The organism is Corallococcus sp. Z5C101001 (assembly GCF_007352635.1).
Classification (GTDB): Bacteria; Myxococcota; Myxococcia; order Myxococcales; family Myxococcaceae; genus Corallococcus; species Corallococcus silvisoli.
Window position 1 is genome coordinate 1,216,034 of record NZ_VKLU01000001.1, and the last position, 24,886, is coordinate 1,240,919.

A 24,886-nucleotide genomic window follows, 5' to 3' on the forward strand; every position below is an offset into this window, starting at 1 on the left:
TGCTGATAGGTAGGCGTGCTTGAGATCCGCGGGATGTTGTTCCTGGAGTTCAAGTTGGGGGCGTACACGTGAGAATCAAGGGGTTGATGGGGCTGGCGGTTCGACTCGACGTCGCCTACAGCGCTCAGAAGAAGTGGTCCCGGGGCCAGTTGGAGGGGTGGGCCGGTACGGCCGAGGCGTTTATCGAAGAGCTGCGGCAGCGTCCTCTGTTCGATCTGAGCGCGGGCCTCCCTCCCAGCGAAATCCGTGGTGCCGTGCCAGAGGCTGACTTTCCTGCGCAGCGCGCGCTGATGGTGTCGCTCCTCGACCTGACCGTGCAGCTGGGGGGACGTGGGGAGCTGGCGGAGTTCGCCTTGGATGGGGAGGTGCGGTGTTTTCTCTGGGAAGGGAAGACGCGCGCGCGCCCGGTTCGTCCAGAGGACGCGCGGGTGAAGACCGACTTCCTCTTGCTGCAGAGGAACTGCCGGGAGGAGGTCCTGAAGTACGTGCCTCCCCGCCTCGATACGCTGCGCTGTTCGTGTGGTACGGCCGCCGCTCCGGCCGACGTGGCTTGTGCCCACTGCGCGCGAGACTTCACCGCGCCCATCGGCGTCGAAGAGAGGCCCGAGGACGACAAGCGCTTGCGGACTCTGCGCGCCCGCTTGATGGAGCTGAAGATTCCGCTGCCGGAACACGACGTCTTCCTGGCGAACGTGTTCCGGCCGCGCAACGCGTTCGAGGCGCTGACTTTCGACGAGCTGCTGCCCAAGGCGGGGCTCACGCTCATGAAGGGCGGTGCGCTGTCGCGCATCATCTCGCTGATGTTGGAACTCGAGACGTGGCCGAAGCGCTACCCTCTCCCGGGACTGGAGGCGGAGGCGGACTTCGCCACGTGGTGCTCGTTCATGCTGAAGGAGCCTAGGCCTTCGGCGCGCAGGAGTCTGGAGCGACTGGCCAAGGAGCAGGGGCCCCGGTTTCAGAAGCTGGCCTCCGTGATTCGCCTGAAGCACGGGTGGTTGGCGGCGGCGGAGGTCACCGGAAGCTCACTGCCAGAGACAGAGCATCCCGAGTTCATCGGCGGCGTCCTGACCTTCATCCAGCGCTTCGGGGAGGCGAGTGGGGGGCTGGCCCCGAAGTTCCTGGAGGCGCTCCAGGCAATCGCTCCGGACCTGCTCAGCGCGAAGGAGCGAAAGCTCCGCGAGCAGGAGGTCGACAAGAGGGCCTTGAGTTCCGGAGAGGGTTTTGGCGAGTACTTGAAGCGGCGGGCGGCGGCGGCGAAGTCCCCCGTCCACGGGCTCGTGGCGGTGCTCAAGGAGGCGGGTGACCCGGACGCGGAGGCCTTCTCCACGCCGGACGTGCTCAACGAGCTCTCCCGCGCGGCCGTCGAATGGCTGGTGGACGGACACCGGCCCGAACTGGAGGACGTGGATGGGGACTGGCTCGCAGGGCAGTTCAAGGCCGTCCAGCGCGCGAAGGCGTTTCCGAAGGTCATCCTCAAGCGCGCGGAGGAGGCGCGGCTCCACCCCGCGCCTTTCGGGCTGACGGGTGCGCGAAGCTGGGATGTCCAGCCGGCGCGGCCCTCCTCCGCGGACGTGAAGGCCCTCGCTGCTTGCCCTGAGTGCAACCGGCGGGTGAAGCCGAGCCAGGTGTTTCACGTCCCCGCGCTCGACAAGGGAACGCAAGGACGCACCCTCCGCTTCTACGAGTGCGAGCGGTGTGACCGGGCCATGCTGTTCGCTCGCGCCGCGCCGCCGGCCCGCCCCACGAAGTCACCCGCGAACGTCTTCATCGAATACGAGGACCCTCAAGCGAGCGGAAAGCCGTATCCCCGTGGCTTCGTGCCGTGGCGCTTCGAGCGCTTCGTCACCCGTCAACATCAGGGCCCGCGACTCGCGCTTCAGTTCGGGGGACTGCCGGTCTCCCAGGAGGGGCATGAGCCGGCCATGGCGCTGCGCTGCAAGCATCCCTCCGTGACCGTTCGCATCCATACGCGCCATCTGGACCTCCAGCCCGCGTACGGCGGATCATTCATGCTGGGCGGGGTGTGCATGACGCCGGGATGCAAGAAGCCCGACGTCAGGACCGAGAACGACGACTGACACCACGGGCCGCGACCCGGGCTCATGAGCCCGGGCCGCACGCGCATCACGTCACACCTGCGGCATGGGCGGCGCGGTGCGCTTCCACGCATCGAGCTCCTGCACGCGCCCGAGCCAGGCGCGGATGTTCGCGTAGTCCCCGAGCGGCAGGCGGGCCGGACCGGCGAGGGCGAACGACGCGGCCAGGGAGAAGTCCGCGAGCGTCAGCCGCTCCTGCGCGACCCACGCCTTGCCCGCGAGGTGCGTGTCCAGGACCTGCGCGTGCTGCGCGAAGAGCGCCTCGCCCCGCGCGACCTCGGAGGGATCCGCCGACCCACGGCCCGTCCGCACCTTCACGAAGTTCTCGAACACCAGGATGGTGTTGGCCTGGGCCATGTGCGCCGAGCACCAGAAGAGCCAGCGGCTCACATCGGCGCGGCCGCGGGCGTCCGTCGGCAGCAGGGTCTGCCCCGGCGTCTTCTCGGCCAGGTATTGGATGATGGCGCGCGACTCCCAGAGCAGGAAGCCGTCGTCATCGAGGACCGGGACGCGCCCGTTGGGGTTGCGGCTCAAGTGGGACGCACCGCGCTGCTCGCCCTGGGGCAGGTCGACCAGGATGCGCTCGAGGGGAATGTCCAGGTGGGTCGCCACGAGCAGCACGCGGCGCGAGTTTCCAGACAGGGGGTGGAAGTAGAGCTTCATGACAGGGCTCCTGGGCGACACGGGTTGATGGGCCGTAGCTACCCATCTGGAGTGACAAGGGCATGTCAGGAATCCTCCGAAGCACCCACCTTCGAAACCCTGGAGGAACTCCGGCAGGCGCTGCGGGAGTCAGCCCGCCAGTGCGACGTCGAGGCGCGTCACCCGTTCTCCAAGGACCCAACGTGAAGCCGCCGCAACTCCGTGTGGCTCCCGTGGCCCTTTCGTGACCATCAGGCCTCCCCCCCGTTTCATTGGGGAAGCGACCTTGTATACTGGCGGACAATTACGCTGACCATGGAACGTACGGGGGGATAGGTCTGAGGCTGTACGGGCCCTCCGCCATGCGCGTGATCCTTCCGGCGGCGGCACGCCACCACGGGTGCTGACGGCGGGAGTTCCCCTGAACGCAGTGTGTGGAGTCAATTCCATGTCCAAGCCGTGGCCCCGGTGGCCTCTGCTCCTAGCCGGTCTTTTCTCGGCGAGCTCATCCCTCGCGGCTGAGAAACTCACCCCCGTTTCCGCGCCCACGCTGGCCCAGCTCCAGGTTCGGGAGTCAGCCCGTGTGGCGGAGTCCCTGGCGAACCTCAAGGCGCAGAGCTTCAAGCTCGGGTTGAGCTCGCGGGACGACTTCCAGCTGTCCAGCTCCAGCACGGACGCGTTTGGCCAGACGCACGCGCGCTTTGCGCAGACATACCAGGGCGTCCCCGTATGGGGCGCCATGGCCATCACGCACCAGGGACTGTCCGCGGGGGACATCCGCATCACCGCCGACGGCCTGCGCAAGGGCATCCGCCTGAGCGTGACGCCTTCGCTGGACGCGAAGGCCGCGGTGACGAAGGCCACCCAGGAGCTGGCGCCCAAGGGTGAGTTCGGCGTCACGCCGAGCAGCAAGCTCGTCGTCTATCCCCAGACGCGGCTCGTGAACCGCTACCCCGGCAAGCCGGTCGCGGAGCAGAACGCGGCGGACTTCGACACGGAGGTCACCGGCTACCGGCTCGCGTACCATGTGCACACCGAGCTGGAGAACGCGAAGGACGGCGTCAAGCACACGGACTTCATCATCGACGCGAACTCGGGCGACGTGCTGAAGAAGTGGAACTCGCTCCAGACGGCCGCCGCCAAGGGCCTCGGCCACTCGCAGTACAGCGGTGACGTCTCGTTGGACGTCTTCCAGAATGACCAGGGCCTCTTCGAGCTGCGCGACGTCACGCGCGCCGGTGGCGAGGGCATTCGCACCTACGACGTGAACCACGCCGCGGTTCAGAACGGCGTCGTCCCCACGCTGACCCTCTACACGGACGTCGATAACGTCTGGGGCGACGGGCAGAACTACATCGTCGGCGCCAACAACACCCTGAGCACCAACGGGCAGACGGCCGCCGTCAACGCGCACTTCGGCCTGCTGGCGACGTGGGACTTCTACAAGAAGATCTTCGGCCGCAACGGCGTGGACGGCCTCGGCTCGCCCACCTACAACCGGGTGCACGCCAGCAACCTCTACGACAACGCCTTCTGGAGCGACGGCTGCTTCTGCATGAGCTACGGCGACGGCTCGTATCCGGCCGCGGGCGGCTTCCGGTCCATGGGCGTGCTCGACGTGACGGGTCACGAGATGACCCACGGCGTCACCTCGCACACGGCCGGCCTCATCTACGAAGGCGAGTCCGGCGGCCTCAATGAGGCCAACTCGGACATCTTCGGCACCCTGACGGAGTTCTGGGTGGCCAACGGCCGCGGCAGCACCATTGGTGACACCGGCGGCAACTGGCTCATGGCCGAGCAGCTCAGCGACTTCCCGCTGCGCGTCATGTTCCGCCCGTCGCTGGACGGCGCGAGCGCGGACGCCTGGTTCCCCAGCATCGGCAACGTCGACGTGCACTACAGCAGCGGCCCGATGAACCGCGCCTTCTACTTCCTGTCCCAGGGCGCGCAGCCGCTGTCCGTCGGCACCGACTACTCCAGCACCTACCTGCCCGCGGGCATGAGGGGCATCGGCAACGACAAGGCGGCGGCCATCTGGTACCGCGCGCTCACCACCTACCTGTTCCCGTCGTCCAACTACATGTCGGCCCGCACCAGCGGCCTCCAGGCCGCCGCGGACCTCTTCGGCTCCCAGTCCAACGAGTACCGCGCGGTGCAGAACGCCTTCGCGGCCATCAACGTGGGCTACACCGCCGGGACGTACGACGACCGCACGGCCCCCACCGTCAGCGCGAGCACCTCTGGCAGCGCGCCTGACATCCAGCTGCAGGCGCAGGCCGACGACAACGTCGGCGTGACCCGCGTGGAGTTCTACGTCGACGGCGGCCTGGCGGGGAACGTCCTCGCCCAGCCGTACCGGTTCTCGCTGGACGCGACCTCGCTGTCCAACGGCGCGCACACGCTGGTGGCGGTCGCGTTCGACGCGGCCGGCAACTCCGGCGCGTCCGCTCCGGTGAGCTTCACCGTCGCGAACAGCTTCGATCAGCTCCTGATCAACCCGGGCTTCGAACAGAACACCCTGGGCTGGACGGACGACCCGTCGAACATCAACTTCCCGGTCTCCTCCGGCCCGCGCACCGGCCAGGGCTTCGCGTGGCTCAACGGCTACGGCACGACGCACGTCGACCGGCTGTGGCAGGACGTCACCATTCCCGCCGACGTCACCAAGGCCGCGCTGACCTTCTTCCTCAACATCACCACCGCCGAGACGACGACCACCGCCGTGCGTGACACGCTGACGCTGCAGGTGCGCAGCACCTCCGGCACGGTGCTGGGGACGTTGTCGACGTGGTCCAACCTGGACGCGACGCTGGGCTATGCGCAGCAGAGCCTGGACCTGACGGCCTACGCGGGCCAGACGGTGCGCATCTTCGCGGAGGGCAGTGAGAACGCCTCGCTCGCCACCAACTTCCAGTTGGATGACTTCTCGCTGCGCGTCACCCGCGCGGCGGACGTCGAGGCGCCCCGCGTGGCGGCCAACGTGGTCATCTCCGGCACGCGCGCGGGCTACTTCGCGGAGGTGTCCGACAACGGCTTCGTCAACGCGGTGGAGTTCCTCGTCGACGGCGTGTCCCTGGGCAACTCGGTCAAGTCGTTCACCCGGGTCGTCAACCTCTCCACGCTGACGGCCGGGGCGCACACGCTCGTCGCCCGCGCCACGGATGCGGGCGGCAACGTGGGTGACTCTCCCGCGGTGACGTTCTACGTGGACAGCACCGCCGCCCAGCGCGTGCTCAATCCCAGCTTCGAGACCTCCGGGAGCTGGACGAGCGCGACGACGGTGTCGGGCTCGACGGGCATCTACAGCAGCGCGTCCTTCGCGCACACGGGCAGCCGCTTCTACATCTTCTGGACCTCGGGGCCGGTGCGGCACTCCGTCCGTCAGTCCGTGGCCATCCCGGCGACCTCGACCTCGGCCATCTTCAGCTTCTGGCTGCGCATCTTCAACGGCGGGTTCACCGACTCGCTGCCCCACCACACCTTCAGCGCGAAGGTGCGGGACTCCGCCGGCACCGAGCTGGCGACGCTGAAGACGCTCTCCAACGTCGATGACACCCACGCGGAGTACGTCCAGCACCGCTTCGACCTGTCCGCGTACAAGGGCCAGACGGTGCAGCTGTTCTTCGACGTGGACCAGACGGCGGCCATGCAGGTGCCGGACGGCGACGTCCAGTTCTTCCTCGACGACGTCAACCTGGTCACCTCGACCCAGGCGGACATCCAGGCCCCCACGCTCTCCGCGGCGGTCGAGGGCAGCTACGGGACGGTGCAGCTCAAGGCCACCGTGCGCGACAACGTCTGGACGTCCACCCTGGCGTTCCAGGTGGACGGCTCCCCGGTGGGCTCGTTCACGGACGTCGAGGGCGTCTACGCCAAGGCGTTCGACACGAAGACCCTGACCAACGGCCCGCACCAGTTCAAGGCGACGGCGACGGACCGGTCGGGCAACACCACGGAGCGCACGGTGAACTTCGAGGTGCGCAACTCCACCATCCAGGACCAGGGCGCGCCGCACATCACCGCCAGCGTGGAGGGCATGTTCGAGACCTACACGATGCGGGCCGAGGCCACCGACGACACGGGCGTGACGTACGTGGAGTTCTACGTGGATGGCGCGCTGAAGGGCCGGAGCACGTCCGCGCCGTACACGCTGCCGCTGTTCACGATTCCGCTGGCGCTGGGGGAGCACGTCCTCGAGGCGGTGGCGTATGACGCCTACGGCAACTGGTCCAAGGCGACCACCACCTTCACGCTCCTGCCCGTCACGGTGGAGTTCGCGGTGGCGCAGCACGTGGTGCCGGTGGGTGGCTCCGTCGCCCTGCAGGCGAACGTGGCGAACGCGGTGAACACGGCGGTGACCTGGGCCGTGACGGAAGGCCGCGTCTGCGGCACCGTCGGCGCGGACGGTGTCTACACCGCGCCGGGGGTCCGTGGCCTGTGCCACGTGTCCGCGGCGAGCGTCGTGGCACCGACGGCGAAGGCCGTGGCGGCCCTCCGGGTCTACACGGGCGACATCAATGGCGACAACGTCGTGGACGGAGAGGACATGGGCCTGCTCGCGCAGGACTACGGCACCAACGGCTCCGAGGAGACGAACCTCGACGGCGTCGGCTCTGTGAACGACAACGACATCACCCTCTTCGTCAGCCAGTTCGGACGGTAATCCCCATGAAAACGTGGATGAAGCTCATTGTTCCGCTCCTGATTGGAGCGCTGGCAGCCTGCTCCGACCCCGATTCGGGGCCGGTGACGGTGACTCCGAAGAGCGTCACGGTGAAGGCCGGTGAGAAGACGACCTTCAGCGCTTCGGTGAAGGACTCGAAGGACCCGCGCATCCTCTGGTCGGTGGAGGGAGGCGACTCCCACGGCACCATCAGCAGCTCGGGCATCTACATCGCGCCGGCCGCCGCCGGCACGTACACCGTGGTGGCCACCAACGCGGTGGACACCTCGAAGAAGGACTCCGCCACCGTCAAGGTGGAGGCGGTCCAGACTCCGACGGTCATCGTGAAGGTGACGCCGGAGGTGGTGACCATCGGGCAGGGGACCGCCACGAACCTCACGGCGGAGGTCTCCGGTTCCTCCATCACCGCGGTGGAGTGGGCCGTGGAGGGTGGAGACGAGAACGGCACCGTCAGCAGCACGGGCCGCTACACGGCGCCGGACAAGGCGGGCACGTTCACCGTGACCGCCACCAGCGTGGCGGACCCGACGAAGAAGGCCTCCGCCACCATCACGGTGGAGCCTGTCGTCGTCGGAGAGGTGGCGGTCACGGTGAGCCCCACGTCGGGGAGCACCACCTGGGATGGCACCGTCCAGCTGACGGCCGAGGTCACCGGCACCAACAACCTCGCGGTGCTGTGGTCCGTGGAGGGTGGCGACGCGAACGGCTTCGTCAGCAGCACGGGCGTGTACCGCGCGCCCAAGAAGACGGGCACGTTCACCGTGACGGCCGCCAGCGTGGCGGACGCGACGAAGAAGGCCAGCGCCACCATCCGGGTGGACCCGGTCGTCGTCGAAACGGTGGCGGTGACGGTCTCTCCGAAGACGGGCACGGTGGCGCAGGATGCGGCCTTCTCCCTGTCCGCGCAGGTCACCGGGACGAACAACGTCGCGGTGCTGTGGTCCGTGGTGGGCGGTGACGACAACGGCACCGTGAGCAGCACGGGCGTGTACCGGGCGCCGCGCCGCGCGGGCACGTTCACCGTGACGGCCACCAGCGTGGCGGACTCCACGAAGTCCGACTCGGCCACCCTGACCGTGGACCCCGTCGTCGCTCCGACGGTGGAGGTGAGTGTCACGCCGAAGACGGCCACCGTGGTCCAGGGCGGCGTCGTCAACCTCTCGGCCTCGGTCACGGGCAGCTCCATCGTCGCGGTGACCTGGTCCGTCGAGGGCGGTTCAGCCAACGGCACCATCACCAGCGCCGGCGCGTACACCGCGCCGAGCAAGCCGGGCACGTACACCGTGACGGCCACCAGCGTGGCGGATGCGTCGAAGAAGGACTCCGCCGTCATCACCGTGCCCGTCGCCGGCACGGTGAACTACGTGGACCCCGTGGGGACGGGCTGGCGCCTGGTTCGCAACGCCACCCTGTCCTCGGGCAACACGCTGGTGCTGGACCTGGTGGGCCCCACGGGCCAGTCCGGCCGTGGCGCGGACCTGAAGCTGGGGCTGGATGCGGCCACCGCGTCCTGGGCCACCGTGGACGGCTCCGAGTTCGTGGCCAACCGTGGCTACGAGCTTGGCGCCGCGCCCCAGCTGCTCAAGTCTGCCGTGAAGGGCAGCACGCTGAGCGTGGGCGTGTACCAGAAGGGCGCTCCGGCGCGCGCGTACGACGGCGCGCTGCTGTCCGTGGCGCTGTCGGTGCAGACCAGCGCCCAGACGCCGGCTGGCTCCGTGGTGCCTCTGAACGTCCTCAAGGCGCACGCGCTGCCGGCTTCCGGCTCGCTGCAGGCCATCACCGTGGCGGTGGGCACCATCACCACCGCGCAGTAGTCCGGAGTCCGAAGCAGTGAGAGCGGCGGCCTTCCCCAGGGAAGGCCGCCGTTTTCTTTTCCGAAGTGCGCGGGCCCAGGAGCGCCGCTCGTCTGGCTCAGCCGTCCGGGTCGGTCAGCAGCACCGTGACGGTCTCCTGGGTCGCATCCAGGAGCACGTTCGTTCCCTCGTCGCTCGACTCCCTGTTCAGACTGACGAAGAACGAGATGGCCTCGAAGGGCAGCCCTTCCATCTCCGCGCCACCTTCCGCGTCGAGGCGCCCGGAATGGAATGGATGCGGCAGGGGGCCGCGCAGAGGCGCGTCCGCGGTCGGGATGATGTCGACGCTGATGCCAGCCATGGGCGCGCGTGTCGTCTTGTTCAAGACCGTGAATCGCACCTTGCGGCCCCGGCTCATCCGCAGCGTTCCCAGGTCGATGTCACGTCCAGGGCTCACGACGAACTCCCGCTGGAGATTGAAAAAACCCTTCGCGCACACCGTGATGCTTCTGGGGCCATCCTCTGGCAGTGGGAGGTCGAAAGCTCCGGCCGGGGCGTGCAGCATCCCGAGATCCCATTCCCAGATGTCGCAGGGCAGCGGCGCTCCGTCGTCGCTCACGACCCGTCCTCGCAGATGGGGTCTTCGCTCCAGGACCAACCTGACGTCTTCTTGTCCCGTCGCGACAAGCAGGGCGGCGGCGTCAGGCGTTCCTCCTCGGGAGCGCGAGGGAGCGAAGGCATGGCCTTGCTTCCAGGCGATGAGCTGGTAGGCCGGCGCGGTCAGGTGCTTGAAGGTGAAGCGGCCATCCGGCCCGGAGAGGACACCGCCCTCTCCCCTGACGGTGCAGTCGGGGGCGCGGCCCTGCCAGGCGGGGATGTCCTCCAGCAGGAGGCAGGCCTGGATGCGCACGCCGGGCAGCGGATATCCGTCGGTGTCGACCGCCGTCCCCTGCAGCGTGCGCCCTTCGTCGAAACGCACGGACACGGTGGCCTGTTGCCGTTCCTCCAGGTCCACGGGCCGCGAAGCCGTGTGCTCGATGCCGGGCGTCCTTCGCCGGGCCTCCAGGACGTAGTGCCCTGCCTCCAGGCCGTCCAATGTGAAGGCGCCCTGCGTGTTCACGGCGGTGGTACGGGCGTCTCCGCTCTGGGGCGCGGTGTTCCAGAGCCGGAGGTCCACATCGGACAGGGGCCGTCCTGTCGCATCCATGACCGTGCCAGACACGGACGCGCCGCGGTTCATCACCACCCGGACGCCTGTCGACGGGACCTCCACCGGCAACTCCAGGTCGAGGAACCCCCGGGCCGTGACGAAGAGAAGGCCGGTGGCACTGGCCCTGCCGTCCACGGTGAAGTGGCCCGCTTCGTTCGACTCGGCTGCCTGTTCCGCGGGAATGGCCGGGCCCCAGCGCCATTCAGGGGCGTCTTTCTTCATGACCAGCTTCACCTGGGCGCCGGCGAGCGGCATGCCTCCTGTGTCGACCACCTGGCCTTCGACTGGCATGGCTCGCGCGAGCGTGAAGTCCCACGGCCCTTCATGGGCACCCCCCAGGCGGACCCTTTGTCGCTGGTCGCGGTAGTGCTCTCGCCGCAACAAGAGGTTGACGGAGGGGTCCAGCAGGGGGCCCAGACGGTAGTGGCCTGCCGCGTCCGTCAGCGCCTCGGGTGGAGGCTGGCCATCCGACCGCGGGCCATTCGCGCGCAGGCGCACACCGGCGAGCGGCCTTTGCTGCTCGTCCCTGACGGTCCCCTCCATGAATCCGAAGGGCCTCATCTGGAGGACCACATACTCGGGCGGCGTCACCTTGGCGTCGCCATAGGCGGCCTCCTGCTCGGTTCGGGCCCAGAGGAGGTGCGGAAGCGCGGGGACCTCCTCGAAGACGAACCGGCCCTGGGCATCGCTCTGGGCGGTCGAGGTGTCGTCCGCTTCCTCCGCGAGCCTCAGATGGACGCTCATGCCACTGGCGGGAAGCCCTTCGGGCGTCAGCACCCGACCCTCCAGCCGTGCCTTCCGTTGAAGCTCGAGCGTCACGTCCACGTCGGCGTCGAGCCAGACGTCCTCGCGGAAAGCCTTCGTCCGCCATCCCTGCGCGCTCGCGACCCGCAGGTAGCGACCCGGGGGCAGGGGGCCGACGCGGAAGCGCCCCTGGTCGTCCGCGAGCGCATCGAAGTAGCGGGACCCGGCTTCGTGGATCAGCGTCACCCGCGCATCTGGAATGGGAATGCGCGTGAGTTCCTCGACCACCGTTCCGGAGAAGAACACGCGCTCCTCCAGCGTCAGCATCACTGCGTCGCTGCCTGCGGCGATGTCCGGCTGCACGGCCGCACTGCTGTCTCCCAAGGCCCAGAGGGTGACCGCTCCGGGGGACAGGCCATCGAGCACGAAGGTGCCATCGTCCGCGGTCACCGTCTGGGCAAGCACGGGGGCTTCACCCTCGCGAGCATCCACCCGGCGCGCGTATTCCGACGCCACCTCCTGGAAGCAGCAGTTCTCCTGCCGCATCCGCTGCGCGGAGTGCCGATGGTCGGGTTGGGTTTTCGGACAGGGGCGCTCCGACAGCGTGTCCGCGTCCACGCGAGACGCGGACACCTGCACGCCCGCGACCGGACCCTGCGCATCGCGCACGACGCCGCTGATGCGCAGAGCTTCCCCTTCGGGGGCCATGGCGAAGGAGCCCGTCATGGAGAGAGGGACGCGCGCAGGACCGCCGGAGGTGCTTCGGCCCGGATGGCGCGAAGCATCCTTCCCTGCGCGCAGAAAGCAGGCCAGGAGCAGCGCCGCGACGATGCCCACGACGAGGAACGCTGCCCGGCGATGCCCCCTCTTCATGCGTGTCTCTCCCTCTGGTCGATGTGCCCGTCCGGCTCAGCGGCCCGGAGCTGGCAGCGTCACCGTGATGACCTCCTGCCGTGAATCCACGATGCCTTCCCGATAGGGAAGCCCCGGCTCCGTCATGACCTTGAAGTGGATGGGGAAGATGGGCAGGTCCTCGAACTCGATGCTACCCGCCGTGTCGAGGCTCCCGCGCAAGGATGGCGGTATGGCAACCACGTACGGCCAGACATCCAGGCCGTAGCTCAGCTCAATGGAGACGCGTGTTCCAGCGAGGGGCGCGCGGGTTGCTTCATCGAGGACGACGAACCGGACGTTCCGGCCCCTGAGCAATTTCACGGTCCCCAGGTCGATGTCCTGACCGGGGCTCATTTCGATGTACCGCTCGAGCCCAAGGAAGCCCTTCGCGCTCACGGTCACATGCCAGGTCCGGTCCTCCGGTAGGGGGATGGCGAAGCGGCCATCCGGGCGGTGTTCCTCCATCCAGAGTTCGTGGGACGGACCCGGGCACGCAACGACGGTGTTGGCCTCCTCCACCCAGATCTTGCTGGGGAGGGGCGCGCCGTCGTGATCCACGACCCGTGCCCTCAGCCGGGGGGCGGGTTCCATGACCAACCGGACGTCGTTGGCTCCCGCTGGAACTCGCAGGGAGAGCGGGCCGGGCGTCCCACCCCGGGAGAGGCTGGGCGAGAGGCGGAGATCCTCTCTCGTGGCGACGAGCTGATACACCGGCGCGGTCAGGTGCCTGAGGGTGAAGCGGCCATCCGGGCCGGAGCGCACGCTGTCGTCCGCGGTGAGGACGCAACTCAGCTCGCGCACCTTCCCCGCGGAAGAGTCGTCGGGAGAGAGACAGGCCTGGACCCAGACCCCTGGGAGGGGCAGGCCCGCGGCATCCGTCGTCATTCCGCGCAGCGTCCGGCCCTCATCGAACCGCAAGGCCACGTCCGTGTGGGCCCGCTCCTCCAGAACAAGCGTCTGGGAAACCCATTGCACGGCGCCCGGCGTGCGATGCCAGGCCTCCAGCACATAGTGGCTCCCTTTCAGTCCGCTCAGCGAGAAGGCCCCGTGTTTGTCCGTGAAGAGGAAGTCGGGTTGCGGACGGCTGCTCGGAGCCGCTGAATCCCAGAGACCGATCCGCACCTCGGGCAGCGGCTGGCCCGTCGCATCCGTGACCGTGCCAGAAACGGAGGCCCCCCGGTCCAGCACCAGGCGGACCGCTGCGGAGGGTACCTGTACGGGGATCGTCACGGGGATGAAGCCCTGAGGCTCGATGTTGAGGTCCCTCCTGTCTGCGTCGAGCGAACCCGCGACGAAGCGCCCCGCCTCGTCGGACTTGCCGAGCGCATCCTCGAAGTTCGTTGCCGCGAGGGTGAATCCACCGGAAGCGTGAGCTGTTCCTAGCGCCAGAGACACGCTGGGGACAGGCTTGCCTTCGGTATCGACCAAGAAGCCCTCGACCGACAGCCCTGGCGTGAGGGTGAAGTCCCACGGACGGGTCCGTGCTCCATCCAGGAGCAGTTGCTCGCGTCGAACGCGGTAGTGGTCACCTTTCAGAGAGAGTTCGAGGGAGGTCTCGCACAGTGGGCCCAGCCGGTAGTGGCCGGCTTCGTCGGTGACGGTCTCCGGCGGAAGCGAGTCACCCGTGCCACCCGTGAGGGCCTGCACGCGCACATCGCGCAGGGGACGCCCCTGCGTGCTCTTCACGGTGCCCTCGATGAACGTGCAGGGCTGCATCCGGATGACAGCGCTCCGGTGCGGTGTCACCCGGCTGTCGCCGTACGCGGTCTGGCCGTCGGTCCAGGCCCAGACCACGTATTCCGCGGCAGGGATACCGTCGAAGGCGAACCGTCCCTGGGCATCGCTCCGGGAGGTCACCGTCTCGCCAGACTCTGAGTTGGGCCGCAAGTGGACGGTCAGCCCGCTCGCGGGGCTTGCCTCGGGTGTGAGGACCACGCCATCGAGCCGGTGCTGCCGCTTGAGACCGAGCGTCACCTCCACCGCCGAGTTCAGCCAGACGTCCTCGCGGAAGGCGCGGGCGACACGGCCCTCCGCACCCGCGACCTTCAGGTAGCGCCCTGCCGGCAGGGGACCGATGCGGAAGTGTCCCTGGTCGTCCGCGAGCACGCGGAAGAAGCGGGACGTGGACTCGTGCACCACCGTCACCCATGCCCCAGGAATGGGCGTGCGCGCGTCGTCCGCCGCCACCGCGCCGGAGAGGAAGAAGCCTTCCTCCAGCATGACGGCCACGCCCTCGCTGCCGGCCCGCACCTCCGGCCGCATCGCCGCGCCTGTGTCGCCCAGCGCCCAGAGCGTGAAGGCGCCTGGCGGTAGTCCCTCGAGCACGAAGGAGCCATCCGCGGCCGACACCGTCCGCGCGAACAGGGGCGCTTCCCCCGCGCCGGCCTCCACGAGGCGCGCGGTGGAATCCGCCAGCTCCAGGAAGCAATGCTCGAGCGGTGTTTGCAATGGAAGGGCGCGGTCCGGGTGCGGACATGGACGTTGCGACAGGCTGTCGGCGTCCACGCGCGTCGCGGACAGCTCCACCCCTGCGATGGGGCCTCGTGCGTCGCGCACCACGCCGGTGATGCGCAGCGAGCCCAGGGGAGGCGAGGGCAGGGGGCGCGTGGAGTGAGTTCCCCCAGGGGGCACGCTTGCTTCGAGGCCTGTCGCGCTCTGAATGGACACACACGCCACGCTCAATCCGAAGAGGAGCGAGACTGCCCACCACCATGTCATCCTGGAGCGCATGCGCGGTCAGGATAGCAGCGTGCGTCCGGGCGTGGCGAAGCCAACCGGAGGGTCAGCAGGCTGCCTTTTGCCAGGTGATGTCCCATTCGCAGGCTGCGAAACGGCGAATGAGCAGTCCATGCTTCGATCGAGAATTGGGCAGAGACCTATGCCTTTCGACCCATCCCGCCGGTGCTCGTTCAAGTGCCGCACTTGCTCGCGGGCGGCCGCGCAACCCCGATTCAGCAGAGCCGCAGCGCCGTCGTGGTCCCGTCGCGGCGGATTTCTGCGCGGGCTCCCGGAGGGTCCGGAACAAGGTAACCGTCCGGCCAACGACGTGCCGGAAGGATTGAAGACGGACCACGACCGTGCTCGGCGGGCGCCGCAAGGAGCGAGCTGTTAAGGGACTGGGCTGGAAGGGCGAGTCGGGCGGATCGGCGGCGCGTCGCCGCCTCCACTCGTGGGGTAGCAGCTCACGGATGCGCGAGTGGGGATGCGTCTGGACGCGCAGCAGGACATCCGCGAGGTAGTCCTCGGGATTGACCTGGTTGGCCTCGCAGGTGGCGACGAGGGCGTAGAGGCCCGCGAGGTTCTCCCCCGCGGACGCATGGCCGACGAAGAGGAAATTCTTGCGGCCCAGGGCCCTGGGCAGGAAGGACTATCTCTTCGTTGGCAATGCCGAGGCAGATCGGAATCTGGCGGGACTGAGCTCCCTGGTGGCCACGTGCGAGGCCAACGGCGTCAATCCCGAGGCGTACCTCGCCGGCGTGCTCATGCGCTTTGGCAGCCACCCCGCATCACGTCTGGACGAGTTGCTGCCGCACCGCTGGCAACCGTCCTCCACCTCCGCCCCTGACTCATCCTGATGCCATGCAAGCCTCGTCGACCAGGACCTCCGTGCGCGGCTACCACGCGGCACGAGTGGAAGGGTGCATCCATCGGACGTCGCCCGTCGGTCGGTTAGGGAAGCTCGGTACGCCGGCTGAAGCCTCTCACGCGACAACTCCCTTGTCGCTCACCGGTGGCCGAATCTGGGGAGGCACAAGGCACAGCAATTGGCCCGTGTGAGAAGATGTCCGTGTGCCTGCCTTCGTCACTTCCGCCGCCGGCTCGGCGGAACCTGCGCCAGCACGGACTGGCCGCGCCGGACGAACGCGGCGAGCTTCTCCGGGTCGATGGCGTCGATCCACGGCGCATCCGGGTCCGCCTCGTCGCCTTCCTCGTCCTCGAACATCTCGTCCGCGAAGACCTTCAGCAGCTTGGGCGAGAGGCGTTCGCGGACCTCGCGAGTGGTCTCCTCGATGAATGCGTACTTCTGCTGGCTCCGGATGTGCTTCGCGTCTCCCGTGACGAGTCGTGCCTTCACGCCTCCATGTACCTTCACCGCGTGGTAGTTCGTGTAGACGAAGGGGGCACGGACGTCTCCGAAGACCTCGCAGCAAGCATCGTTGTCGATGAAAAGGATTGAACGCTCGGCGACCAGGTCCCCGTGAACCTCGAGAAACCCCTTCGTGATGACATCTCCCGCGCGCAGGGTGCCGGTGACGACCACGACGGAGCCGGGGTCGAGCGAGTCTTCATAGCGTCCCTTCACGAGGAGGTCCCCCTCGACGACCAGGAGGCCAATCCGAGGTCTCCGTCCGGTCGAGAGCTCGTCGAGGACGAGTCGTCCCTCATGGTGGATGATGTCTCGGTCCGCGCACTCTCCGGCGAGGCGTTGCGCGACGAAGCGCTTGGCTTCGCGGAGCGTGCTCGACTTCGCGAACCTCCCGCGAACTGTCCGCTTCAGGAGTGACGGGACTTCCTCCGGCGTGAGGGTTCCCGTGCTGAGGCGCTTGGCCTTCGGGCCGGGATGCTTCGTGGTGGGCATGGCTCCACGTTACCGCGCGCGGCCCCCCTGCGTCAGGGAAGCCGCGGATTGGGCCCAGCTTGGCGATTCCGACCTGCTTCGCGGCGACAGGAACTCGCCCGCTACTCCAGGGCGAGCGGGAAGGCCGGCAGCGTCCCCAGGTCTCCGGCGTCGTGCTGGACGATGAGCCGGGCCCCCGTGTGGCGGATCACCTTGGCCACCCGGTCGAAGGCCGCGAGCGTGTCCGCGCGGCTGGTGTTGGCGCCCGGCACCAGCGACTTCTCGAAGTTCTCCCGCGAGTGAAAGAGGTCGCCTGACAGGAGCACCGGGCCCGTCTTCGGCAGCTTCACCAGCAACACCTGATGGCCCGGCGTATGGCCCGGCGTCTTCAAGATGCGGACCGAGCCGTCGCCGAAGACGTCGTGGTCCCCATCGAGCAGCACCGTCTTCTCCTTCGCATGGTTTCGGACGAGGCTCGCATCGACTCCGAGCGGCGTGGGAGCGCCGGTCGCCCAGGCCCAATCGGCCCGGTTGACCAGCCACGTGGACGCCGCGAAGTCCGGCGCGTTGCCCGCATGGTCGGCGTGCAGGTGGGAAAAGGACACGAGGTCGATGTCGGACGCCTTCAGCCCGAGCTTCGCCAACTGGGACGCGAGCGTCACGGACACGAGGAAGCGCACGCCCGGCGTGCCCGAGGCGCCGTGGGCCCGCGAGGCATGCTTGTCCCCGACCCCGGTGTCCCACAGCAGGTCTCCCCGCGGGTGACGGATGAGGAAGCACGGCGCCACCAAGGTCCCCGGCTCACCGTCGTGCTCCCCGCTGTCCGAGAAGAGCCCCAGGTTCTCCAACTCGATGCGCCCGCAGTCGAGCACGTGGATCCGGACCGCCGGCTTCGATGTGGCGACACCCGCGTAGACCGCCTCGCGCACGGCGCCGGGGAAGGCCCCCGACATACCCTCGTGCGCGGTGTTGGTCAGCGCCACCACCGTGAGCCCATTGCGCGAGTCCACGAACCAGGTGTGCCCGTATGCGCCACCCCACTGCAGCGTCCCCGCCCCCTGCGGACTGTGGGCCTTCAGCGGGTCCACCAGCACCGCCGAGAGAAGCCCCCAGCCCCAGCCCGGCCCCTGGGTCTGTGCCTCCGCTCCCACCTCGAGCTCACCCAGCCGCTCTCCCGTGGCCTTGGCGAGCACCGGCGCGCCGCCGCGCCGCAGCGCCTCGAGGAACTTCACGTAGTCCTCCGCCGTCCCCACCATGCCCGCCCCACCCGACGGGAAGGCCTGGTCATCCAACGCCCGGCCCGGCGCGTAGTGGATCGCCCCGACGCCAAAGGGGACGTCCTGCGTCGCCGCCATGCGCACCGGCTCGGGCCTTCCATCCGCGTAGGCCACCGCGAGCCGAGCGCCGTCCGTCACGCGAAAGCCCGTATCCTTCATGCCCAGGGGGCGGATGACGAGCCGCTCGATGACCTGCGGCAGCGGCGCGCCTCCCGCTCGGGCGACCACGGCACCGAGCACGTCCGTCGCCACGGAGTAGCGCCACCCCTCTCCCGGTGCATTCGACAGCGGCACCGTGGCGAGCCGGCGCAGGTTCTCCTCCAGCGTGAGCCCGGGAGGATTGTCCAGCCCATCCGAGACGCCGGCCCGCGCATAGCGCCGCTGGCCCTCCGCCTCGTTGAAGCCATACGTCAGGCCCGCCGTGTGCGTCAGGAGATTCCTCACGGTGATGACCGGCTCACGCCCATCCGCGAGCTTCGGACGGAACGCCGGGAGCCACTTCGTGACGGGGTCCTCCAGCGACAGCGTGCCCTGGTCCACCAGCGCCAGGGCGGCGACGGAGACCAGCGGCTTGGTCATCGACGCCAGCCGGAAGATGGCATCCTCGCGCATCGGCCGCTGCGCCTCCCGGTCCGCGAAGCCCGCTGCGCGCCGGTAGACGACCTTCCCATCCTTCGCCACCACCACCACGGCGCCGACGATGCGCTTGTCCGCGAGCGACCGGTCGATGACCGCGTCCACGCTCTCGGCGAGGCCTCCCGGCGCGGACTTCGCGAGGGCTGCAGGGGACAGACCAATGCCTACGGCTACCAGGAAGGTTGCGACTGCGGAATGCATGGGGCGAAACTCCTGTTTATTTAGCGAGCGATATTCAAATAGGCCCCGCCTCGCGCCAATTCAATAGTGAATGCTATGAAAAATGACCCTGCCCCCAAGCCTCGGCCTCGAGGGAGGCCCCGCGAGTTCGACGAGACGAAGGCGCTCGACGCGGCTCTGGAGGTGTTCTGGCGACAGGGCTTCGAGGGCGCGTCCCTGACGGACCTCACCCAGGCCATGGGCATCACGCCGCCCAGCCTGTACGCGGCCTTCGGCTCCAAGGCGGAGCTGTACCAACGGACACTGGAGCGTTATCAGGCCGGGCCTGGAGCCTTGGCGTGGGCCGCGCTCGCCGAGGAGCCGACCGCGCGGGAGGCCATTGCGCGGGTCCTCCAGGATTCGGCCAGGAGCTTCAAGCGCCGCAAGCAGCCCCCTGGGTGCATGATTTCCACCGCCGTCCTGCGGTGCGCGGACGAGCTCCGGCCCATCGCTGAGTTCGTGACCTCCCTCCGTGAGAACGCGGTGGGGAGGTTCCACGAGCGCATCGCCCGGGGAATCGAGGAGGGAGAGCTGCCTTCCGACACGGACGCGCGGGTGCTGGCCCGCTACTACGGCGCCGTCCTCCAGGGCATGTCGGTGCAGGCCCTGGACGGCGCCAGCGAGGCGGAGCTCCTCGGCCTGGCCGAGTTGGCGATGCGGGCCTGGGGCGAAGGGGGCGGACGCCGCCGCGCGCGGTAGCGGTAGGTGAGGCGAGGTGCGCTCGGGCCTGGAGAAGGCCCTGGGAGTCCCTGCTTCCGACGGCCATCACTCGCGCGAAGACGACCACCACCGCGAGAGGTTCAAATCCAGGTCCACCTGACGACCGAGACGGCTCAGGCGATGCAGGTCGGCATGGAAATAGACCCGCTGGACCTTTCCATCCCCGACCGCGAGCACCAGCGCCGCGAAGGGCCTGGCGCCGTCCCAGAACACGGCGGCCGGCTGCCCGTTCAGCCGGTGCTCTTCGACCCGAAGCACGCCCACGGTGTGCCGCGCGGTCGCGATGACAAAGGCGGCGATGCGTGCAGCGCCCTGCAGCGGTCGTGAGAGGTTGCGCTGGCCGGCGAAACGGCGCCCCTCGGCCCCGCCGTCGGTCACCAGCACCGCGTCCTCCGCGAGCAGTTCGACGACGCCCTGGAGGTCATTGCCTGACGCGGCTCGGAGGAAGGCCGCGAGCAGACGACGGTGCTCCTCCTGCGAGGCCGAAAGCATTCGCCGCTCGGTCGCCAGGCTCCGACGCGCGCGCTCGAGCAGCTTGCGGCACGCCACCGCGCTGTTGCCGAGGCGCTCGGCGATCTCCTGATGCTCGAAATCGAAGACGTCGTGGAGCAGGAGGACGGCCCGCTCGGCGGGTGTCAGGCGTTGGAGCGCGACGAGGAAGGCCATGGAGACTTGCTCCAGGCGCTCAACGCGCGTGATGCCGCCCTCGTCGAGATCAACGGGCTCGGGCAGCCGGTCGGGGCGCGTCTCCTCCCGGCGCGCCCGCGCGGAGCCGAGCTCGCTCAAGCAGAGGCGGGTGACGACCGTGACGAGGAACGCCCTCGACGACGCCACGTCGCCCTCGTGGGCCTGCCACCGCGGCCAGGCCTCCTGGACCATGTCCTCGGCGCGCCCGAGGTCACCGAGCATGCGGTACGACAGCGCGACGAGTTCGTGCCGGCACGACTCAAAGGCCTCCAGACGACGTGCCAACGACAGCCGGGCTGCCATCAGAAGTGCCTGCCGAGCATGAGTGCTCCGTTGGGCATCATGGGATCCACGCGCCATGTTATCGCCGGGCGAGCCCGACGACCTCTCGCATGTGAGTTCCCTTCTCGACGCTATCGAGTAGGAACGCCCCCACCGCTCGGAACGACATCGACCAGGCACCGAGGGGAAGTCGTTCGCGCTCGCTCCGGTAGGTCTCCTCCGGGGACTCGACCAACTGCGGCGGTCGAGCGAGCGTCCAATCGAAGGGCGTGGCCCGAACCACGGCTTCGGCGGCGGTGAGGTCTCGGAGGTGATGTCGGATCAACCAACGGAAGAAGGCGAAACGCAGGCCTCCTCCGGGGAACAGCAGCGCGGCGGAGACCAGGGCGAGTCGATTGACGGAGGCCCGTTCCATCGCCGCCACCGTGTTGGCCGCGCATTCGGCCAGCAGCGTGCTCGGTCGAAAGCCCTCGCGCCCTGATGGACCCAGGGCGGAGAGGACGGCGTGATGACCGGTGAGCGCCTGAGCAAGCGGGTCGACCTGCATCGGGTCGCCCTGGACGATGGAGAGCGCCGGGTGGCGCCGCACGATTTTCTGGGGTGAACGAACGAACGCCGTCACCTGGTGCCCGCGCGCGAGCGCGAGGTCGAGGATGTGAGTGCCGGTCTTGCCTGTCGCACCCAGTACGAGGAGTCGAAGGGTCATGCCGGGAAGACCGGACAGCGCGCTCGAACGTGACGTGGGGGCGCCGCTTTTCTCCTCGCTCGACCCAGAGGCTCGCCGACGCGGAGCAATACCTTCGAGACGTCAGCCCGAAGCGCTCCGGCGCCTCCTCGGGCGCCACGACTCAGCCGGAGCGGGGCGCTGCCAGGCGGTGACAACCGCGAGCTGACGCAGCGACAGCCGCACTGGGGGCACGCCGTGTCAGGGGACGTCATTGACGCGTCAGGGGCCGTCATTGATGCGTCAAGGCTCCATCCACGCGCCCTAGCTCGAGGGATATCGTCGTGGCCTCTCTTGGAACGAGTCTTGCTGAACCGTGAATGAAGCTGTTCCCTGAGAGCCCATGTCCAAGAGAAGTGACCCGCGGGGCCGCTGGATGCATCGCCGTCCGCCCCTGCTCCTGCCGATGCTCGTCGGCCTCCTGTTGACGGGATCGTGCGCGAGGACGCTCCCCGAGGACGATACCCCGGACGAGTACACCGTGGAGAGCCCGCACGAGGACCTCGAGAGCCTCGTGTGGGAGCCGCGGTTCGAGCCCGACTACAACACCCTTCAGCCCCAGCCCTGGGTCGAGGTCGTCACGCAGACGCAGGCTCGCACCGTCGTCGTGAGGCCCGACTCGCTCGTCTTCCCGAAGGCGGAGAACCCCGAGGTGCGGCAATGGGAGCCCGGGCGGGTCGTGGTGTCGGCTCCGAGCGATGGCCCGGGCGCCAATCCCTTGGGCTTCGCCCGCAGGGTCGTCTCCGTCGCCGAGCTGGGTGAATCCCTCGTCGTGGAGACGGAGGCCGCCGCGCTCGAGGACATCGTCACGGGGGAGCTGCGGCTCACGTTCGACTACGCGAACATGGAGACCGTGGACATCTCGAAGCTCGACCTCGAATGGGCCGCCAGCCATTTGTATGTCGACGCGAACGTGATGTCCCCCAGCGTCGAGGGCAATCCGGACGATGAGCCCCTGCCCGGGGTCGAGGAAGAGAGGGCGCCGGGCCAGGTGAACGCCCTCTTCCTGGGGGCCATCTGGAATGCCATCTCCGCGGTGGGAGAGGCGCTGGGCGGCGCGGCGCTGGCGGTGGCCCACGCGGCGGTGGACGTCTGGAAGGCCGTGACGGTCGATGGAATCACCACGGGCGTGAACATCCAACCCGAGATCAAGAACAGCTACTCCAGCACCTTGTTCACGCTCAAGTACGAGAAGGACTTCAACGAGGCGGGAAAGAGGCCGCTCCAGCTCTCACTCCAGGGGAGCGGCAAGGCGGCCGTGTCCTATTCCTTCAACCCAGGCGCGCAGGTGGAGGTGAAGGTGCCCGCCATCCTGGCGGTGGGCGGAGCCGAGTCGACCAGCATGACGCTGAACGTGGACAGCAAGGCCCGCCTCAAGCTCGATGTCGAGGCCCTCGTGAACGCCACGATTTCGTCCGCGGGAGGAAAGAGCGGCAAGGAGCTCCAGGACAAGCTCGCGGAGCGAACGAAGTTCGCCGAGGAGGTCCTCACCCAGGCGAAGCTGAAGTACCTGGGCCATCCGGACATGCGGCCCGCGGGGGGCTGGAAGCGCAACATCCTCGTCACCAAGCCCGCGGTGCAGACCGTCCTCGTCGGGCCCGTGCCAGTCGTCTTCACCCAGACCATCCAGGTGGACCTCGAGTGCGGATTCGAGGCGAAGGCAGGCGTCAAGGCCACCTTGAGTCATGAGCAGAACGCGACCTTCAAATTCAAGGCGACCTACAAGAATGGCAAGCTGACGACCGAAGAGCCTGTGCTGACGAAGAAGAAGAACACCAAGGCGAACGTGACCGGTGAAGGCAGCCTGGTGGTCGTCTGCGGGCTCATCCCCCGCCTGAATGTGTATGTGTACGACGCGCTCGGGGTGAATGCCGGTGTCCGGGCGTCGTTGGTGGCCAGCGCGAAGTATGCGTCACGCTGCGTGGGGAACAAGGCCAAGGCGGACCTCACCCTGGGGCTCGACGGCAATCTCGGCGTCCAGGCGGGTGGGCGGGTCCAACCGCCGGGGACCAGCTATGCGGGCTCCTCCGGAGTGGGGCTTGGATGGGACATTGGCCCCATCGAGCTGGCCAACGTCCAGTTCCCGCTCGTGGATCCGCTGAAGTTCACCCTGAACGATGGCCTGGGCTATTGCGCGGACACGTGCGGCAACAAGAAGAAGGATGGCTTCGAGACGGACGTGGATTGCGGCGGTGGCTCTTGCGGAGCCTGCGCCAAGGGCAAGGTGTGTTCGCTCAACTCGGACTGTGCGTTCGGGTACTGCAACGCGGGGAAATGCTCGGACGCAAATCACTGCGGCAACGGTGTCGTGGATGGGGACGAGACAGGCGTCGACTGCGGCGGCGCGCGATGCGGGCCCTGTGCGAACAAGCAAGGCTGCATCCGCTCCGAGGATTGCGTCTCCGGGTTCTGCAAGAGGTCCACGAGCTCCGGCATCGACTTCGGGACGTGCGTGCAGAACCACTGCAAGACTGGCGTCATGGACGCGGACGAGAGCGGCGTCGACTGTGGTGGGAAGGACTGCCCCAAGTGTGAGCTGAAGGCGCGCTGCTCGGTGGACGCCGACTGCACTTCGGGCGTGAGCGATGGCGTCTTCTGTGTCCCAAGCACCTGCAAGGACCGCCGGAAGTCCGCGGGCGAGACCGACGTGGACTGCGGTGGGCCCGTCTGCGCGCGCTGTGATAGCGGCAAGAAGTGCGAGAAGACCTCTGACTGCATGCTGCAAAAGGGCGGTTCCCACCTGTATTGCTCCCAGGCATTTGCCCCCCCGCTCGGGCCGCTCTGCATCCCCTCGCTGTGTGATGACGGAAAGGAGAGCTGGGACGAGTCCGACGTGGACTGTGGGGGGCCTTGCGCGCCTTGTGCCCAGGGCAAGAAGTGTCTCCGGCAGAGCGACTGTGGCGTGGGCCTGACGTGTGACGCGTCGACCTCGCCCCACCGCTGCGTGGCGTTCACCTGCGACGCGGGCAAGTACCTTGCCAATGACGTCTGTTCCGACGTGGGAGTCGGCTACTGGTCTCCCGCGAACTCCAACGCCCGCAATGCCTGTACGAACGCCCCCGGGAACGCGGAGTATACGAGCGCGACGGCGACCCAGGCCGACTGTCCCTGGACGTGCAAGGTCGGCTACCGGCGCGACTCCACGGGCACGAGGTGCGTGGAGAGCAGCACGGCCCAGTTGCTCACGTGCGCGGCGGACGAGGTGGCGGTCGGCATCCACGGAAGGGCGGGCGCCTGGCTGGACGCGCTGGGGATGCGCTGTGCCCGCTTCGACTCTGGAGCCATCATCGGTGCCGCGACGAGCGCCACCGCGATTGGCGGCTCGGGCGGCACTGCCTTCATTCGGGACTGTGGGCCGGGCGCCGTCCTCCACAAGGTCACGGGTATCAATGGTTGGGCGGTGGGCTCGCCGAACCAGTCCTGGTGCAGTGAAATCAACCTCTCGACGATCGAGGTGTCGTGCAGGGACCTCCAGACAGGCGCCGTCGACACGCTGACCCCGGTGGGCGGCAGCGGTTCCTGCACCAAGGGCAAGGAGACATACTCCCTCCAATGCGGCGGCAATGGCGTGGTCCGCGGCTTCGTGGTGGATAGCGCGAACACCTCCACGTACGTCGGCTACATGCTCGACCTGAGTTGCCGCTAGGTACCCTCTGTAGGTCTCCGTCCAGAAGCCGTGCCAGCAAATCGTCGTGTCTCGTATGGTATATTGATGGG

At 68.3% G+C, this 24,886-nt stretch carries 13 protein-coding genes and 1 pseudogene; 6 read left to right on the forward strand and 8 right to left on the reverse strand.

The genetic code is table 11. The features are described 5' to 3' along the window. The first annotated feature begins 68 nt into the window (after positions 1–68). On the forward strand, positions 69–2,078 hold the full coding sequence (locus tag FOF48_RS04970) for a hypothetical protein (RefSeq protein ID WP_186001797.1): 2,010 nt from the start codon (positions 69–71) through the stop codon (positions 2,076–2,078). Positions 2,079–2,129: 51 nt separating this feature from the next. Here FOF48_RS04970 and FOF48_RS04975 read toward each other — a convergent pair whose 3' ends face one another. Further along, positions 2,130–2,759 carry a glutathione S-transferase family protein gene (locus tag FOF48_RS04975; RefSeq protein WP_143898952.1) on the reverse strand — a complete coding sequence of 210 codons (630 nt, stop codon included), beginning with the start codon at positions 2,757–2,759 and terminating at the stop codon, positions 2,130–2,132. Between the two features lie 562 nt (positions 2,760–3,321). Here FOF48_RS04975 and FOF48_RS04980 point away from each other — a divergent pair. Together FOF48_RS04980 and FOF48_RS04985 are read left to right on the forward strand one after the other, a co-directional pair. After that, the gene (locus FOF48_RS04980) at positions 3,322–7,404 is read left to right on the forward strand and encodes a M4 family metallopeptidase (protein ID WP_186001772.1); all 4,083 of its coding nucleotides are present in this window, start codon (positions 3,322–3,324) and stop codon (positions 7,402–7,404) included. Between the two features lie 17 nt (positions 7,405–7,421). Next, positions 7,422–9,239 (forward strand): hypothetical protein, encoded by a 1,818-nt coding sequence (locus FOF48_RS04985; protein ID WP_143898954.1) that lies wholly within the window; start codon positions 7,422–7,424, stop codon positions 9,237–9,239. Positions 9,240–9,336: 97 nt separating this feature from the next. Here FOF48_RS04985 and FOF48_RS04990 read toward each other — a convergent pair whose 3' ends face one another. The 3 genes and pseudogenes from FOF48_RS04990 to FOF48_RS05000 form a co-directional block, all read right to left on the reverse strand. After that, on the reverse strand, positions 9,337–12,045 hold the full coding sequence (locus FOF48_RS04990; protein ID WP_143898955.1) for a carboxypeptidase-like regulatory domain-containing protein: 2,709 nt from the start codon (positions 12,043–12,045) through the stop codon (positions 9,337–9,339). A gap of 36 nt (positions 12,046–12,081) precedes the next feature. Next, positions 12,082–14,733, reverse strand: coding sequence for a carboxypeptidase-like regulatory domain-containing protein (locus FOF48_RS04995; RefSeq protein WP_255441903.1), 2,652 nt, complete (start codon positions 14,731–14,733; stop codon positions 12,082–12,084). Between the two features lie 496 nt (positions 14,734–15,229). Further along, positions 15,230–15,418 (reverse strand): annotated as a pseudogene (locus FOF48_RS05000) (transposase domain-containing protein); the annotation flags it as partial. A 73-nt stretch (positions 15,419–15,491) separates the two neighbouring features. Here FOF48_RS05000 and FOF48_RS37685 point away from each other — a divergent pair. Next, a complete protein-coding gene (locus FOF48_RS37685) occupies positions 15,492–15,641 on the forward strand; it encodes a transposase domain-containing protein (RefSeq protein WP_161664062.1) in 150 nt (49 codons plus the stop codon). Between the two features lie 227 nt (positions 15,642–15,868). On the opposite strand, the gene FOF48_RS05010 is transcribed toward FOF48_RS37685, so the two are convergent. Then, positions 15,869–16,645: a polymer-forming cytoskeletal protein gene (locus tag FOF48_RS05010; protein ID WP_143898958.1), complete on the reverse strand. Its 777-nt coding sequence runs from the start codon at positions 16,643–16,645 to the stop codon at positions 15,869–15,871. Between the two features lie 101 nt (positions 16,646–16,746). Next, the gene (locus tag FOF48_RS05015; protein ID WP_143898959.1) at positions 16,747–18,738 is read right to left on the reverse strand and encodes a serine hydrolase; all 1,992 of its coding nucleotides are present in this window, start codon (positions 18,736–18,738) and stop codon (positions 16,747–16,749) included. 75 nt (positions 18,739–18,813) lie between these two features. Between FOF48_RS05015 and FOF48_RS05020 the strand changes: the two genes are divergently transcribed. Beyond that, on the forward strand, positions 18,814–19,455 hold the full coding sequence (locus FOF48_RS05020; protein WP_143898960.1) for a TetR/AcrR family transcriptional regulator: 642 nt from the start codon (positions 18,814–18,816) through the stop codon (positions 19,453–19,455). Positions 19,456–19,521: 66 nt separating this feature from the next. Here the strand turns inward: FOF48_RS05020 and FOF48_RS05025 are convergent, their stop codons facing one another. Next, positions 19,522–20,466 carry a sigma-70 family RNA polymerase sigma factor gene (locus FOF48_RS05025; protein WP_186001773.1) on the reverse strand — a complete coding sequence of 315 codons (945 nt, stop codon included), beginning with the start codon at positions 20,464–20,466 and terminating at the stop codon, positions 19,522–19,524. Between the two features lie 58 nt (positions 20,467–20,524). Further along, complete coding sequence (locus FOF48_RS05030; protein ID WP_143898962.1) at positions 20,525–21,151, reverse strand: NAD(P)-dependent oxidoreductase; 627 nt, start codon at positions 21,149–21,151, stop codon at positions 20,525–20,527. 361 nt (positions 21,152–21,512) lie between these two features. Between FOF48_RS05030 and FOF48_RS05035 the strand changes: the two genes are divergently transcribed. Then, the gene (locus FOF48_RS05035) at positions 21,513–24,815 is read left to right on the forward strand and encodes a hypothetical protein (protein ID WP_143898963.1); all 3,303 of its coding nucleotides are present in this window, start codon (positions 21,513–21,515) and stop codon (positions 24,813–24,815) included. The last annotated feature ends 71 nt before the right edge of the window (positions 24,816–24,886 follow it).

Excerpts from the sequence above, each read along its gene's own strand:
- FOF48_RS04975 (WP_143898952.1), bottom strand. The coding sequence starts at position 2,759 with ATGAAGCTCTACTTCCACCCCCTGTCTGGAAACTCGCGCCGCGTGCTG.
- FOF48_RS04985 (WP_143898954.1), top strand. The coding sequence starts at position 7,422 with ATGAAGCTCATTGTTCCGCTCCTGATTGGAGCGCTGGCAGCCTGCTCC.
- FOF48_RS04990 (WP_143898955.1), bottom strand. The coding sequence starts at position 12,045 with ATGAAGAGGGGGCATCGCCGGGCAGCGTTCCTCGTCGTGGGCATCGTC.
- FOF48_RS05010 (WP_143898958.1), bottom strand. The coding sequence starts at position 16,645 with ATGCCCACCACGAAGCATCCCGGCCCGAAGGCCAAGCGCCTCAGCACG.
- FOF48_RS05015 (WP_143898959.1), bottom strand. The coding sequence starts at position 18,738 with ATGCATTCCGCAGTCGCAACCTTCCTGGTAGCCGTAGGCATTGGTCTG.
- FOF48_RS05020 (WP_143898960.1), top strand. The coding sequence starts at position 18,814 with ATGAAAAATGACCCTGCCCCCAAGCCTCGGCCTCGAGGGAGGCCCCGC.
- FOF48_RS05025 (WP_186001773.1), bottom strand. The coding sequence starts at position 20,466 with ATGGCAGCCCGGCTGTCGTTGGCACGTCGTCTGGAGGCCTTTGAGTCG.
- FOF48_RS05030 (WP_143898962.1), bottom strand. The coding sequence starts at position 21,151 with ATGACCCTTCGACTCCTCGTACTGGGTGCGACAGGCAAGACCGGCACT.
- FOF48_RS05035 (WP_143898963.1), top strand. The coding sequence starts at position 21,513 with ATGTCCAAGAGAAGTGACCCGCGGGGCCGCTGGATGCATCGCCGTCCG.